Source organism: Cupriavidus sp. 05N40 (assembly GCF_056397305.1).
Map to the genome: position 1 here is coordinate 1 of NZ_JBFTND010000269.1, position 13788 is coordinate 13788.

Annotated in this window: 15 protein-coding genes; 7 read left to right on the top strand and 8 right to left on the bottom strand. The window is 67.7% G+C overall.

Going from position 1 to position 13788, the window contains the following annotated elements; translation table 11 throughout:
* Window positions 1-186: 186 nt before the first annotated feature.
* Window positions 187-1389, bottom strand: a complete 1203-nt coding sequence (locus AC1DO7_RS37005; protein WP_477117283.1) for an ammonium transporter — start codon at window positions 1387-1389, stop codon at window positions 187-189.
* Between the two features lie 777 nt (window positions 1390-2166).
* Between AC1DO7_RS37005 and AC1DO7_RS37010 the strand changes: the two genes are divergently transcribed.
* The 4 genes from AC1DO7_RS37010 to AC1DO7_RS37025 all read left to right on the top strand — a co-directional run bounded on the left by AC1DO7_RS37010 (window position 2167) and on the right by AC1DO7_RS37025 (window position 4515).
* Complete coding sequence (locus AC1DO7_RS37010; protein WP_020202816.1) at window positions 2167-2448, top strand: HU family DNA-binding protein; 282 nt, start codon at window positions 2167-2169, stop codon at window positions 2446-2448.
* Window positions 2449-2645: 197 nt separating this feature from the next.
* Window positions 2646-3131, top strand: coding sequence for an acyl-CoA thioesterase (locus AC1DO7_RS37015; RefSeq protein ID WP_441615175.1), 486 nt, complete (start codon window positions 2646-2648; stop codon window positions 3129-3131).
* A gap of 25 nt (window positions 3132-3156) precedes the next feature.
* The gene (locus tag AC1DO7_RS37020; RefSeq protein ID WP_477117287.1) at window positions 3157-3648 is read left to right on the top strand and encodes a CreA family protein; all 492 of its coding nucleotides are present in this window, start codon (window positions 3157-3159) and stop codon (window positions 3646-3648) included.
* A 108-nt stretch (window positions 3649-3756) separates the two neighbouring features.
* Window positions 3757-4515, top strand: a complete 759-nt coding sequence (locus tag AC1DO7_RS37025) for an SDR family oxidoreductase (protein WP_441615177.1) — start codon at window positions 3757-3759, stop codon at window positions 4513-4515.
* Between the two features lie 33 nt (window positions 4516-4548).
* On the opposite strand, the gene AC1DO7_RS37030 is transcribed toward AC1DO7_RS37025, so the two are convergent.
* From AC1DO7_RS37030 to AC1DO7_RS37040, 3 genes are all read right to left on the bottom strand, one after another.
* The gene (locus AC1DO7_RS37030) at window positions 4549-5385 is read right to left on the bottom strand and encodes an acid phosphatase (protein ID WP_441615179.1); all 837 of its coding nucleotides are present in this window, start codon (window positions 5383-5385) and stop codon (window positions 4549-4551) included.
* A 70-nt stretch (window positions 5386-5455) separates the two neighbouring features.
* The gene (locus tag AC1DO7_RS37035) at window positions 5456-6937 is read right to left on the bottom strand and encodes a class I adenylate-forming enzyme family protein (RefSeq protein WP_477117284.1); all 1482 of its coding nucleotides are present in this window, start codon (window positions 6935-6937) and stop codon (window positions 5456-5458) included.
* Window positions 6938-7096: 159 nt separating this feature from the next.
* Window positions 7097-7861, bottom strand: coding sequence for an SDR family oxidoreductase (locus AC1DO7_RS37040; protein ID WP_441615183.1), 765 nt, complete (start codon window positions 7859-7861; stop codon window positions 7097-7099).
* Window positions 7862-8172: 311 nt separating this feature from the next.
* Between AC1DO7_RS37040 and AC1DO7_RS37045 the strand changes: the two genes are divergently transcribed.
* On the top strand, window positions 8173-8946 hold the full coding sequence (locus tag AC1DO7_RS37045) for a TraB/GumN family protein (RefSeq protein ID WP_441615185.1): 774 nt from the start codon (window positions 8173-8175) through the stop codon (window positions 8944-8946).
* Window positions 8947-8957: 11 nt separating this feature from the next.
* Here AC1DO7_RS37045 and AC1DO7_RS37050 read toward each other — a convergent pair whose 3' ends face one another.
* The gene (locus tag AC1DO7_RS37050) at window positions 8958-9854 is read right to left on the bottom strand and encodes an arylamine N-acetyltransferase family protein (RefSeq protein ID WP_441615187.1); all 897 of its coding nucleotides are present in this window, start codon (window positions 9852-9854) and stop codon (window positions 8958-8960) included.
* A 37-nt stretch (window positions 9855-9891) separates the two neighbouring features.
* Window positions 9892-10602: a Crp/Fnr family transcriptional regulator gene (locus tag AC1DO7_RS37055; RefSeq protein ID WP_441615420.1), complete on the bottom strand. Its 711-nt coding sequence runs from the start codon at window positions 10600-10602 to the stop codon at window positions 9892-9894.
* Window positions 10603-10757: 155 nt separating this feature from the next.
* On the opposite strand from AC1DO7_RS37055, the gene AC1DO7_RS37060 reads away from it, so the two are divergent.
* Window positions 10758-11255, top strand: a complete 498-nt coding sequence (locus AC1DO7_RS37060) for an Mpo1 family 2-hydroxy fatty acid dioxygenase (RefSeq protein WP_477117285.1) — start codon at window positions 10758-10760, stop codon at window positions 11253-11255.
* Window positions 11256-11281: 26 nt separating this feature from the next.
* Here the strand turns inward: AC1DO7_RS37060 and AC1DO7_RS37065 are convergent, their stop codons facing one another.
* Entirely contained in the window at window positions 11282-12181 is a 900-nt protein-coding gene (locus AC1DO7_RS37065; RefSeq protein ID WP_441615191.1) for a LysR substrate-binding domain-containing protein, read from the bottom strand.
* 133 nt (window positions 12182-12314) lie between these two features.
* On the opposite strand from AC1DO7_RS37065, the gene AC1DO7_RS37070 reads away from it, so the two are divergent.
* Window positions 12315-13334, top strand: a complete 1020-nt coding sequence (locus AC1DO7_RS37070) for a DUF1338 domain-containing protein (protein ID WP_441643293.1) — start codon at window positions 12315-12317, stop codon at window positions 13332-13334.
* Window positions 13335-13352: 18 nt separating this feature from the next.
* On the opposite strand, the gene AC1DO7_RS37075 is transcribed toward AC1DO7_RS37070, so the two are convergent.
* A partial coding sequence (locus AC1DO7_RS37075; protein WP_477117286.1) for an ATP-binding protein occupies window positions 13353-13788 on the bottom strand: 436 nt, incomplete at its 5' end.

The window sequence follows — 13788 nt, forward strand, 5'->3', positions numbered from 1 at the left end:
GCAACGAACATCATGCAGCGGATGCCCGGGCGCGGCGAGGGCGTGACGCGGGGGCGGTCAAGGCATTATTGCTTTGCCGCGAGCGGAAGTTCAAGCACAAAATCGCGCGGCACGGCGGGCCTGGCTGGCCCGGCGTGCCGCGGCGGGAGCGGCGGGAGCGGCAGGCGGCTGCCTTGCCGCGTCGATCTACCAGTTGGTTTCGCGCTCCGGCGTGGCCGAGATGCGATGCAGGGACAGGTCGGCGCCGTTGTATTCGGATTCGGCATCCAGCCGGATGCCGACCACCTTCTTCAGCGTGCCATAGACCACGGTGCCACCCACGAGGGCRATGACAATGCCCAGCAGGGTGCCGATCGCCTGCGCGCCCAGCGAAACCCCGCCGATGCCGCCCAGCGCCTGCGCACCGAAGATGCCGGCGGCAATGCCGCCCCACGCGCCGCACAGGCCGTGCAGCGGCCACACGCCCAGCACATCGTCGATGTGCCATTTGTTCTGGGCCAGCGTAAACAGATAGACGWACAGCACGCCGGCCACGCCGCCGGTCACCAGCGCGCCCAGCGGGTGCATCAGATCCGAGCCCGCGCACACCGCCACCAGCCCGGCGAGCGGCCCGTTATAGGCGAAGCCGGGATCGTTGCGGCCGGCCGCCCAGGCGGCCAGCGTGCCGCCGGCCATGGCCATCAGGGAGTTGATGGCGACCAGTCCGCTGATCTTGTCGACGGTCTGCGCGCTCATGACGTTGAAGCCGAACCAGCCCACCGCCAGCACCCACGCGCCCAGCGCCAGGAACGGGATATTGGAGGGCGGGTGTGCGCTGATGCGGCCATCTTTCTGGTAGCGGCCGCGGCGCGCGCCGAGCAGCAGGATGGCCGGCAACGCGATCCAGCCGCCCATGGCATGGACCACGACGGAGCCGGCGAAGTCGTGGAAGGGCGCGCCGGCGACCGAGGCGATCCAGTCCTGCACGCCGAAGCGGTTGTTCCAGGCGATGCCTTCGAAGAAGGGGTAGACCAGGCCGACCAGGACGAAGGTCGCCACCAGTTGGGGATTGAAGCGCGAACGCTCCGCGATGCCGCCCGAGATAATCGCCGGGATGGCCGCGGCGAATGTCGCCAGGAAGAAGAATTTCACCAGCTCATAACCGCTTCTTTGCGCCAGCGTCTGGGCGCTGGCGAGAAATTCGACCCCATAAGCTACCGTATAGCCGATAAAGAAATAGGCGATCGTGGAAATCGCAAAATCCACCAGGATCTTGACCAGTGCATTGACCTGGTTCTTCTTGCGTACGGTGCCTAGCTCAAGAAAGGCAAAGCCCGCATGCATGGCAAGCACCATGATCGCCCCCAGCAGGATGAACAGGGCGTCGGTGCCGCTCTTCCAATTGTCCATACATTCCTCATGCTCAAAATGGGAGCACTGGTATGCAATATCCGTTCCAGTTTGAGCCAGGACGGTGCGAAAATTGCACCGAGTTGGTGGATCACGCACCGGATTGTCGCGCGCGGCCTGCCCGGAGCCCACGCGCCCCGGCGAGCGTGCAGCCGGGAAGCGGCGGATGACACGGCGGCGTGCGCCCGCGCCGCGCGTTCTGCTTGCGCCAATATGAGGCAATGCCTTGTTTTGGGGCGAAACATCTCACTTTGTATGCACCAAAAAGAGCGGTGTTACCATATTGGTGCAAAAAGCTGGCGAGCAGGATGGCCGGCGCAATGGCCGGCGCAATCGCAAGCCGAATCGCAGGCCGAATCACAAGCGCAATCGACTAACGCAATCGACTAGCGCAATCGACTAGCGCAATCGACTAGCGAAATCGCGGGCGCAAGACGCAGAGAATGTTCTGAACCCTCCGTCGTGCATGCGCACAGAGCGGCGCTTTGCCGTTGGCCGCGGGTGTCGGCAAATGCCAGGATCGCCGCGGGGCATCGCGGTCCTGCGCGCGTACGCATGTTCGATTTCCCGATACCGCCAGCAGCCGCATTTGAAAGCCCGGAAAAGGGGGGGTAAATTCCCCGCAAAGGCGCTTGACTCAAGGATTTGCGGCTTTTTTCGTTGCATTGGTGCCACTGGGGATTGCCCAATGCGTAAAGCGCAGATTAGACTGCGCCGATCGGTGATTTGCCGCGTGGCAGACACTCCGATGACGACGACCAACAAGGGAAATCAGCCATGAATAAAGGTGAACTGGTATCTGCCATCGCCGCTGACGCGGAACTGAGCAATGCTGCAGCAGAGCGCGCGCTGAATGCTGCTCTGGACAACATTAAGAAGGCGGTTGCCAAGGGTGATTCGGTAACGCTGGTGGGTTTCGGCAGCTTCGGCTCGGGCAAGCGCGCTGCGCGCACCGGCCGCAATCCGCGCACCGGCGAGACCATCAAGATTCCGGCCGCCAAGACGGTCAAGTTTTCCGCCGGCCAAGGCTTCAAGGACGCTGTGAACAAGAAGAAGTAAGCAGTTCGCGTCTGCAGCGCCATTGAAATGAGAAGGCGGCCTCGAAGGCCGCTTTTTTATTGTCCCGGCCGGCTGTCCGGGGCGCCTCCAGGCACGGCGCGGCGGCCGTTCCGGGTTACACTGCCGATCGTCGGCGCCGGCCCTCCGGCTGGCCTTCGCGGATCCGCCCGGCAGTTTCGAAAACCCGGATTTTCATCATGAATGACCTGTCCCACCAGCTTTCCATGACCGTGTTGATGACACCGGACATGGCCAACTTCTCCGGCAACGTGCACGGCGGCACCATCCTCAAGTACCTCGACATGGTCGCGTACGCCTGCGCCAGCCGCTACGCCGGGCGCTATGTGGTGACGCTCTCGGTCGACCAGGTGGTGTTCCGCCAGCCCATCCATGTGGGCGAACTGGTGACCTTCCTGTCGGCGGTCAACTTTACCGGCCGCAGCTCCATGGAAATCGGCATCAAGGTCATCACCGAGAACATCCGCAGCAAGCTGGTGCGCCATACCAATAGCTGTTACTTCACCATGGTGGCGGTAGACGACAATGGTGCGCCGGCCGAAGTCCCGCCGCTGCAGCCGCGCGACGAGGTGGAGCGCCAGCGCTTCGCCGCCGCGCAGCTGCGCCGCCAGCTGCGCCAGGAAATGGAAAAGCGCCATGACGAAATCACCGGCGCGGTGTCCTGAGGTGGAGGGAGCCGGCGTGCGTACCATGACGACCCGCCTGGCGGGCCGCGTTGCGCTGGCCGTGCCGGTCTTGCTGGCGGCGCTGCTGGCCCTGCCGGCGGCGCATGCCGAGGAAATCGGCAGCGTCAGCACGAACTTCCGCATGACGGGCTCGGACAAGGTGGTGATCGAAGCCTATGACGACCCGGAGGTGCAGGGCGTGACCTGCTACGTTTCCCGCGCGCGTACCGGGGGCATCAAGGGCTCGCTCGGCATGGCGGAAGACCCGCCCGAGGCGTCGATCGCCTGCCGCCAGGTCGGGCCGATCAGCTTCAAGGGCCCGCTGCGCCAGCAGGACAATGTGTTCTCCGAGCGCATGTCGATCCTGTTCAAGGCCCTGCACGTGGTGCGCACGGTCGACCGCAAGCGCAACACGCTGGTCTACCTGACGTATTCCGACCRCATCGTTTCCGGCAGCCCTCAGAACAGCGTGACGGCGGTGCCGGTGGCGGCGGACACGCCGATCCCAGTCAAATAGGCGCCCGACGAACACATCCCCCGCTTACCGCCGGCAAGCATTCCTATCCCGCCGACCGGGCACGCCAGCCAGCCCGTGGCAGATCCCATTATTTTTTCGGAGAACAGCATGAGTGAGCAAGGCAAGGTTGCACTGGTGACGGGCGCGGCCCGCGGCATCGGCAAGGCAGTGGCCCAGGCGCTGCTGTTGGCGGGCTACCGCGTGGTGTTTGCCGGCCGTACCGCCGAGCCGCTGGAAGTCCTGGCCGCGCAGGCGCGCGCCGCGGGCCATACGGCGCTGGCGGTGCAGTGCGACGTGAGCGATCCGGCATCGGTGGACGGGCTGTTCGGGAAGATTCGCGAGGAATTCGGCCGGCTCGACGTGCTGTTCAACAACGCCGGCATCAACGCGCCGGCGGTATCCATCGACGAGCTGTCGGTGGAGCAGTGGCTGGCCGTGGTCAACACCAACCTCACCGGGGTGTTCCTGTGCTCGCGCGCCGCTTTCGCGCTGATGAAGTCGCAGAGCCCGCGCGGCGGCCGCATCATCAACAACGGCTCCATCTCCGCGCACGCGCCGCGCCCCAACACGGTGCCGTACACGGCGACCAAGCACGCCATCACCGGCCTGACCAAGAGCCTCTCGCTGGACGGCCGCGCCTACGACATCGCCTGCGGCCAGATCGACATCGGCAACGCCGCTACCGACATGGCATCGCGCATGGCCCGCGGCGTGCCGCAGGCCAACGGCGAGATCGCGCCGGAACCGCTGATGGATGTGGCCCACGTGGCCAGCTCGGTGGTCCACATGGCCAACCTGCCGCTCGACGCCAACGTGCAGTTCATGACCGTGATGGCCACCAAGATGCCCTTCGTCGGGCGCGGCTGATCTCGTCCGGCCAGGGTACGGCCTGCCGCCAGGCTACTTGCCGCCCAGCGCCTCGCGCTCGGCCGCGCAGTCGCCGGCGGGCTTGAGTCCCCTGGCGCGGACGTCGGCAAGCTCTGCCTTGGCCGCGACCAGGTCGGCGCGGAAGAGCGGATCGGCATGCAACCGCGCCACGGTGGCCGCGCCCATGATGCGGCCCTGCATGGCGTCGCTTTGCCAGTGCACATTGCAGACCAGCCGGCTCTGGCCGTACGCCAGGCCGCGCGCGAGGATGGCATCGGACTGCTGCGGCGAAGTCTCCGCCAGGATCAGCGCCCACGCCCAGCCAATGGCGTTGTGCCCGGACGGGTAGGAACCGTCCTTGACCAGCTTGGGTTCTTCATCCGGTGTACAGGTTGGCTCGTGGTTGACCATGAACGGTCGCGGCCGCACGTATTTGTCCTTGACGCCGTAGGTCGACAGACCTGCGTCGGCCAGTGTGCGGCGCAGCAGCAGGTAGAGCCGCGGCGTCTGCTCCTGCGACACCGGCGCATCCAGCGCGCAGGAAAAGATCTGCGCTGCCCGGGGGAATCCGAGGTTGGCGTCGACGGCGGCCTGGCGCCAGCGCGCGGTGCCGCGCAGGGCCACGCTGGCGCGGGCGGTCTCGTCGTCCATTGCCTGGGCGGCGGAGCCCGGCGCGGGCGGCGGCGGCACCAGCTGCAGGCTGTCGGGGCGCGCCTCGGCCGGCAGGTAGCCGGCCAGGATACCCGGGCGGATCTCCGGCACCGGGGCGGCAGCGCTGCCCTGGCCCTGGCCGGCACAGCCGGCCGCGAGCAGTGCGGCGGCCAGGACCGGCAGCGCCGCGCGGCATGTGGATGATGGATGGCGATGCATCGGCATGGTCTCCCGTGGTGCGGTCGTGATTGTCAGGCCGCGGCGTCGAGCATCTTGCGCAGCGTCGATTTCAATATCTTGCCATTGGCATGATCAGCATGTCCTTCATGCGGTCGACGATATACAGGAAACCATCGTCGTCAAGCCGCGCGATGTCGCCCGTCTTGAGCCAGCCGTCGATGAATGTCTGCGCGGTGGCTTCGGGCTTGTTCCAGTAGCCGCGCACCACGTTGGCCCCGCGCACCATCAACTCGCCGGTCTCGCCGACGGRCAGGCTGCGCCCGCGTCCGTCGACGATCTTCATCTCGCCGATCGGCAGCGCCGGGCCGCCGCTTTCCGGCCGCGCCACGTATTCCTCCCCGCTATGGCTGGTGAAGGTGGCCGAGGTCTCGGTCATGCCCCAGCCGATGCCGGGCGCGGAATGCGGGAACACTTCGGTGATGCGGCGGACCAGTTCGGCCGAGGCGGGCGCGCCGCCGTAGTTCATGTTCTCGAGCGAGGACAGGTCGAAGCGCGCGCGCTCCGGATGCTCGATGATCTGCCACGCGATGGTGGGTACGCCGCCAGCGGCCGTGCAGCGCTCGCGCTCGATCAGTTCCATGGCGCGCACCGGTTCCCAGCGGCGCATCAGGACGATCTTGGTGCCGTTGGCCAGCGCGCCATTGAGCACCGCCATGCAGCCGGTGACGTGAAAGAAGGGCACCGCCAGCAGCATGCCTTTTTGCGGCGCCTCCGGATCCGGCGCGGGAATGGCTTCGCCGCGCCGCAGGTAGTTGCGGATCGGGCTGAACAGGCCGGCTACCGCCACCGTGGCCGAATTACGGTGAGTACCCAGCGCGCCCTTGGGTTTGCCGGTGGTACCGGAGGTGTAGAAAATGGTGGCGTCGTCGTCGGGCTCGATGCCGATGTCCGGCACGGGCAGCGCGGGCAGGCCAGCCCACTGGTCCGGGGTGCCGACCAGGCTCTCCAACGCGGCGATACGCGTGTCGCCGTGCGTGTCGCCGTGCGCGGCGCCGCCGGCACGGCCGACGTAGATCCGTTCGACCGCGGGGCAGCCCGGCAAATGCTCCAGGATACGGCCCAGGCGCTCGGCGTCGACGAAGGCAATCTTGCTGCCGGAATCGGCCAGGCCATATTCCAGCTCGGCGCCGGTCCACCATGCGTTGAGCGGCGTGATGATGGCGCCGGCCAGCAATGCGCCGTAGAAGATCACCGGCCACTCCGGCAGGTTGCGCATGGCCAGCGCCACGCGGTCGCCCTTGCGCACGCCGTCGCGGATCAGCGCGTGAGCAACGGTCAGCGCGGCGCGGCCGAACGCGTCATACGACACGCGTTCGTCCTCATACACCACGAAGATCTTGTCGCCCAGCGCGCAGGCTTGCAGGAACAGCTCGCGCAGCGTGGGCGGCGCGTTCTTGAAGACGGTGGTGGGAATGCCGCGGATGACGCGCGTCTCGGTTTCGAATGGAGCGCCGGGCGCGGTGAGGCGGGCATGCGCCTCGGCCAGGCTGATGGCCGGCCAGGACGTAGCTGCTTGCGATTGGTTCGACATCGGTGCCTCCCTGACTGCATGGCAGGATGGACCCCGCCCGGGCGCACCGGCGCCTGGGAAGGCGCCTCACGCCGGGAGCGGGAGCCCGGATGGGAACAGCGGGAACAGCGGGAACAGCTTGGGCAGCGCGCAAGGCGGGAACGGGCGTTCCCGCGCGGATCAGATCGTCACGCCGCCGTCCACCACCATGGCCTGGCCGGTCATGAAGGTGCTGGCCGCGGAGGCCAGGAACACCGCGGCGCCGGCGATCTCCACCGGCTCGCCGATGCGGCGCAGCGGGGCGCCCTGCGTGGATTGCTTGTAGCGCTCCGGGTCTTCCCACAGCGCGCGCGCGAAATCGGTCCTGATCAGGCCCGGGGCGATGCAGTTGACGCGCACATTGTGCGGGCCGAATTCCACCGCCAGGTTGCGCGCGAGCTGGAAGTCGGCTGCCTTCGACACGTTGTACACGCCGATGGTGGGCGAGCCGCGCAGGCCGCCGATGGACGACACGATGATGATGGAGCCGTCGCGGCGCTCGATCATCTGCGGCGCCACCATCTGGATCAGCCAGTGGTTGGAGATGACGTTGTTGTCCAGCACCTTGCGGAACTGCTCGTCGGTGACGCCGCTCATGGGCCCGTAGTAGGGATTGGAGGCGGCATTGCAGACCAGCACGTCGACCTTGCCGAAGGTGCGGTTGGTCTCGTCGACCAGGCGCTGCAGGTCTTCCTTGGAGGAAATATTGGCCGGCACGGCGATCGCGGTGCCGGCGCCATGCTTGGCGTTGATGGCGTCGACGACTTCCTGGCAGGCTTCGGCCTTGCGCGAGGAAATCACCACCTTGGCGCCCTGTACCGCCATCTGTTCCGCGATGGCGCGGCCGATGCCGCGAGAAGAGCCGGTGACGATGGCAACCTTGCCGGTCAGGTCGAACAATGACATGCGTGTCTCCTGGTTTCCATGTCCTCGCCGAGCGGGACTGGATGTTTTGTAAAGGGTGCTATCGGATCAGGGAATGCGCGGCAGGCGCAACCGGCTTGCCGCCAGGCACTGCCCGATGTTACCGCCCGGTACATTATGGTTGGGCGCCACCGGCCAGTCCACACGCAAATCGGCCGCCGCCCTGGCTTATCAGTGTTTTTTCTTTTGGCAATTCATGCGGTGCATGACGGTGTTCTGCACTGCGGGAGAAGGTATGCTGGCGTCGCTGCGGCGGGCAAGTCAGCCCGTCCCGACATAGGGGTATACGCTTTATGCTTTGGCAGGTCAGGAACACCGGCGTCACGCTGCTCGGCGCCATCCACGTACTCGACGCGCCGCTATCGGCCCTGGACCCGGCCGCCGAGCAGGCCTATCGTTCGGCCGCGCGCGTGGTCTTCGAAGTGGCGATGGATCGCGCGCCGGATGCCGGTGCGGCCTATTTCCCGCCGGGGGACAGTCTCGGCCGGCACCTTGCGCCCGCCGTCCTCGAGCAGGTGCGAAGGCTGTGGGAGAGCTTCGGCCTGCCTGTCGCCGAGCTGGAGCGCCTGCGCCCGGTATTCGCGGCGATGCACCTGCAGTTCGCGCTGGCGGCGCGGCACGGTATCGTCGCGCAGCACGGCGTGGACCGCCACCTGTGGGCGCGCGCGCTGGCGGACGGGCTTGCCAGCGACGCGCTGGAGGATGCCAGCGACGCACTGCGCCTGCTGCAGGGCGTCCCGCTGGACGAACAGGTCGACATGCTTTCATGCTTCGCCGGACAGCCGGATCTGGCTGCCGCCGAGCCGGTCGACATGGTGCGCTGGTGGCGGCTGGGGCAGGCCGGGCCGTTCGCAACGCTGCTGGCGCAGCGCCGCGCGCAGTGGCCGGTCACGCTCGCTGCCCTCGTCGACGAACGCAACCGGCTGTGGATGCCAAAGATCCTGGCGCTGATCGCGGACCGTGAGCCGACCCTGGTGGTGGTCGGCGCCCTGCATCTGGTCGGCGAGACCGGCTTGCCGGCGCTGCTTGCGCACGCGGGATTCGATGTGCAGCCCTTGCGCGCCTGAGCGGTAGCCGCTCAGTCCGCGCGCTGCGCCTGCAGCAGCGCGGGCAGGATCGCCTTGAGCGCCTGCGCGTCGGCGTGTTCCAGCGCAAGGCCGAAGCGCTCGGCCAGCACCTCGATGATCTTGTCAGGCGAATCCAGCCGCTGCCGGTGGACGCTGCCATCCGTCGCGCGCACGGCGAATTCGTCGTTCAGCAGCGTCATCCGCGTATCGACCTGCGAGCGCGCCACGCACAGTGCCTGGCGGAAAAGGCTGTCCGGATGGGTCGAGGTGTACCAGTTGCGCGCTTCGTAATCGATGGCCTGCTGCGGCGACAGGTCGAAGCGGTAGATACGGAACCAGCCGTCCGCGCCGCGCACTTCCATGTCGTAGAGGTGGAAGGCGGCGCTGGCGGAATCGTCGACCAGATTCAGCCGGTAGGGGAATGCCGGATCGGCATCGCCGGCGGGCGGCAGGGGCAGCGCGCGATAGGGCGTGGGGCCACCGAATCCCGCATCCACGATATGGCTCAGGTGCGCGGCCTCCACGCGCAGCAGCATATGCGACTGCATGGTCGGCACGTCGTCCGGCACGTTCCAGCGCACGCGCGCCGCCAGCAGGGTGACGGCGTAGCCAAGGGCGCGCAGCGCCGCCGCCAGCAGGGTGTTGTGCTCGAAGCAGTAGCCGCCGCGGCGCCGCCCGACCAGCTTGTCGAAGACCGCGTCGACGCCGATCCGGACCGGGCGCTGCAGCAGCACGTCGATATTCTCGAAGGGGATGCGCGCCAGGTGTGCTGCGATCAGGCTGTCCAGTGCAGCGCGGTCGGCCGCCGCCGGCAGCGGGTGGCCGATGCGGTCGAGATAGGCTTGCAGGCGGGTCGCGTCCAGCGCATCTGGTGCGTCCGGCGTGTTCAGTGTGTCTGCTGCGGTCATGGTGACTCGATATGTTGGCGCCGGCCTCGGCCGCGCATCAGGACAATGCCAGCAGCGCCGGCACGTCGAGCAGCTCGATGTCGGCGTAATGCAGCCGCAGCATCCCGCGCGCCTCCAGCTCGCGCAACGCGTGGTTGACGGTCTGGCGCGACAGTCCGAGCATCTGGCCGAGCTGTTCCTGCGGAATGTGGACGGAGCGGCGCTCTACCCCGGGCAGGTCGCCGTAGGCCTGCGCCATCGCCACCAGCCGGCGCGCGGTGCGCGCCAGCGGCGGCAATACCTGGGTTTCTTCCACGTAATGAAAGGCCTCGCGCGTCTTGGCCGCCAGCAGCTTGCCGAACTCGCGCCACCATTGCGGATGCTGCGCCAGCATGGCGTAGAGCTTGTCGCGCTGCAGGTGCAGCACGGTGGCGGCGCTCGTGGCATGCGCATCATGGGTGCGCGCCAGGCCGTCGAACAGGCAGATCTCGCCGAACCAGGCGCCGGGTTCCAGCAGGCCGAGCAGGGCCGCCTTGCCCGCGGCGCTGTGGGCGTCGATCTGCAGCGTGCCGGAAAGCACGACGAAGATGCCGTCGAAGGCGTCGCCGCGCACGAACAACAGCTGTCCGGCGGACAGCCTGCGGGTGACGGCGTCGCGCAGCAAGGCTTCCTGCATGGCCGGCGGCAGGCCCGCGAACCAGCTTCCCGCGCGCAGCACGTGCAGCGGCTCGGGTGCCGGCGCCTGCTGCGTACGTTGCGTTACGCCCATCATCGTCTCCTGTGTCGTCTTATGCGTGCTGCCGCTCCCAGTCGGTACGGGAGTGTCAAAAACCCGACAGACCGGCGTTTTGCTGCCCGATACCATACCGCCACATCGAGCCGCGTCACAAGCAGCGGCAGCCCCCACGCCGGCAGGAGACCCCCGTGAAAACACTGATCGACCACCTCGCGGCGTACGCGGCGTATCACCGCGACCCGCGCAATGTATTCACGCATTTTATCGGTATTCCCATGATCGTCCTGGCGGTCACCACCTTGCTGGCGCGCCCCGCCATGCCGCTGGGCGACGGCGCGGGCTACCTGACGCCGGCGATGGTGGTGTACGCGCTGTCGTGCCTGTTCTATCTGCGCCTGTCGGCCGGCTTCGGCGTGGCGATGACGCTGATCCTGGCGGGCTTCGTCTATGTCGGCGGCCTGCTGGCGGCGCTGTCCACCGGCGCCTGGCTGGCCTGGGGCGTCGGCTTGTTCGTGGTGGGCTGGGTGATCCAGTTCATCGGCCACTATTACGAAGGGCGCAAGYCCGCCTTCGTCGACGACCTGGCCGGCCTGCTGGTGGGGCCGCTCTTCCTGGTTGCCGAGGTGGCCTTTGCCATGGGCCTGGCGCGCGATACGCGCGAGGCGGTCAGCGCCCATGCGCACTGAGGCTGGGCCGACGTGCCCGTAGCTGCCTAGACGGCTTGCGCCAGCAGCCAGTCGCGCAATTGCAGGACCTTGTCGTCGGGCGCCAGCCCGCGCCGGTGCGCAAGGTAATAGGCCTTGCGGCTGTCGGCTTCCGCCGGCAGCGTGGCCAGCGGTACCACCAGGCGCCCCTGAGCCAGTTCTTCTGCAATCAGGATGCGCGGTATCAGGGCCACGCCGACCCCGGCCGCCGCCGCCTGCGCCAGCATGGTGTAGAGGTCATAGCGTGGGCCGCGCATGGCCTGCGCCGGCAAGGCCGCGCCCGCCGCTGCCAGCCAGTCGTCCCACGCGCGCAGGCGGGTGGTCAGGTGCAGTAGCGGCAGCTCCAGCATCTGCGCCAGCTCCAGCCGCTTGCGACGCCCCAGCAGCGCCGGGCTGCACACCGGCACCGAAGGGCCTTCCTGCAGGATGCGCTCGCCTTCGGTGCCAGGCCACAATCCCTCGCCGTAGTAGATCGCCGCATCGAAGGCGGTATCGCTGAGTTCGAACGCCTCGGTGCGCGCCGACAGGTGCAGCGTGAGGTCGGGGAGCGCGCGCGCCAGTTGCGGCAGGCGCGGGATCAGCCACTGGCTGGCGAAGGTGGGCCCGATCGCCAGCTCGATGGCGCGCCCGCGCGGGCGCTGCGCCATCACATCCAGCGTGACCTGCTCGATCTGGTCCAGCCGCTCGCGCACTTCCTCGGCGTAGGTGCCGCCGGCCGGCGTCAGCACGATGCGCTTGCGGATGCGGTGGAACAGCGGCACGCCAAGGCGCGCTTCCAGCCCGGCGATCTGCCGGCACACGGCGCTTTCGGTCACCGCGAGCTCGTCGGCTGCGCGCGTGAAGCTGCCCAGCCGTGCCGCGGCCTCGAACATCTGCAGTGCGGTGAGACTGGGAATGCCTTTGCGCATAGTGCGTTTTTGGAAGGAAGTTGGTGCGAAGTTATCAATTGTACGAAGTCCGGCGCGGTCTCACAATAAGCCCGCCGGGAAGCTACGTGCTCCCTCCATCCCCCGAAAACAAACGATTTCCAGCGTATCGACCATGACCAAGCCGAATCTGCAACGACTTCTCGAGACCATCTGCGGTGAAGCACAGGCAGCCGAGTTACTGCAATTGATGAATGTTTCGCCGGAGTTGCTGACGGCAGGCAGCGATACCGCCAGCCGCGCCGAAGTGGCGCAGGCCCTCAATATGGTGCTGTTCGCCGATATCCTGGAGCGCGTGCCGACCGGCATGGCCTATACCCGCGACGTGATCAAGGCCGGTGGCCAGGTGGTGTTCGACCACGGCGCGCTGCGCACGGTGAAATGGGATTGCGGCCGCCTGCCGGGCGGCGAGATTGCCTTTACCCGCATCCTGGGCCCGCTGGGCTACCGTCTCAACGGCACTTATCCGCTGGACCGTATCGGCATGACCGGCCGTTCCTACGCGCACGCCGACCTGCCGGACGATATCGCCCAGTACTTCCTCAGCGAACTGCACCCGGAGCGTTTCAGCGCAGGGTTCCAGGCTGCCGTGTCGCGCGTGGTATCCGATTCCGCCGACCCGCTCGGCGAGGACGCCGTGGTGCAGCTCGCCGTGCTCGAGCGCGACGCCTGCCTGCCGCTGGCCGACGCCGCGCGCCTGGTGCCGCAGCTTGCGGCGTGCTTCGCGCGCCACCACGCCGAACCTGCGCTGGCCGACTACGAGCTGCTGCTCAAGGAATCGGCCGAGATGGCCTGGATTTCCACCGAGGGCAACGCCTTTAACCACGCCACCGACCGCGTGGCCGACGTGCGCGCCGTGGCCGATACGCAGCGCGAGCTGGGTCGTCCCATCAAGGATGCGGTGGAGGTCTCGCGCTCGGGCCGCGTGCTGCAGACCGCGTTCAAGGCTGACCCGGTGGAGCGCGGCTTCGTCGGCGCGGACGGCGTGCGGGTCGGGCGCACCGTGCCGGGCTCGTTCTACGAGTTCATCACGCGCGATGTCGTGCCCGCCACGGCAAGCGCCGCGGCCACRCTGGACCTGTCCTTCGATGCCGGCAACGCGCAGGGCATCTTCAAGATGACCGCGGCCTGCTGAGCCCGGTACGCGCCCGCCTCAGGCCTGGCCCGCCGGCAGCCTGAGGCGGGCCAGCAGGCCGCCCAGTTCGCTGCGGCCCAGTTCCAGCCCGCCTTCGTAGAGGGCGGCCATCTCGCTGACGATGGCCAGCCCCAGGCCGCTGCCCGCGGCGGCTTCGTCCAGTCGGCCAAAGCGGGCCGTGGCCAGTTCGCGGGCTTGCTCCGGCATGCCGGGGCCATCGTCTTCCACCACCACGTCCAGCATGCCGGCGCGCTCCGCCAGCGTGACGCGCACGCGCGAGGTGGCCCACTGACAGGCGTTGTCGAGCAGGTTGCCGAGGATCTCGATCAGATCCTGGCGGTCGCCGGCGAAGTGCCCGCTGCCTTGTACTTCGATGGCAATCTCGCGCCCGGCGTGCAGGCGGGTCAGTGCGCGCGCCAGGTGACGGTCTACCTGGCGGCGCATGGCCTCGACC

Bases quoted from the DNA above. Each gene is read 5' to 3' on its own strand.
- AC1DO7_RS37050 (WP_441615187.1), bottom strand. From the start codon at position 9,854: ATGACCGCAGCAGACACACTGAACACGCCGGACGCACCAGATGCGCTG.
- AC1DO7_RS37015 (WP_441615175.1), top strand. From the start codon at position 2,646: ATGAATGACCTGTCCCACCAGCTTTCCATGACCGTGTTGATGACACCG.
- AC1DO7_RS37010 (WP_020202816.1), top strand. From the start codon at position 2,167: ATGAATAAAGGTGAACTGGTATCTGCCATCGCCGCTGACGCGGAACTG.
- AC1DO7_RS37065 (WP_441615191.1), bottom strand. From the start codon at position 12,181: ATGCGCAAAGGCATTCCCAGTCTCACCGCACTGCAGATGTTCGAGGCC.
- AC1DO7_RS37055 (WP_441615420.1), bottom strand. From the start codon at position 10,602: ATGGGCGTAACGCAACGTACGCAGCAGGCGCCGGCACCCGAGCCGCTG.
- AC1DO7_RS37040 (WP_441615183.1), bottom strand. From the start codon at position 7,861: ATGTCATTGTTCGACCTGACCGGCAAGGTTGCCATCGTCACCGGCTCT.
- AC1DO7_RS37045 (WP_441615185.1), top strand. From the start codon at position 8,173: ATGCTTTGGCAGGTCAGGAACACCGGCGTCACGCTGCTCGGCGCCATC.
- AC1DO7_RS37025 (WP_441615177.1), top strand. From the start codon at position 3,757: ATGAGTGAGCAAGGCAAGGTTGCACTGGTGACGGGCGCGGCCCGCGGC.
- AC1DO7_RS37030 (WP_441615179.1), bottom strand. From the start codon at position 5,385: ATGCATCGCCATCCATCATCCACATGCCGCGCGGCGCTGCCGGTCCTG.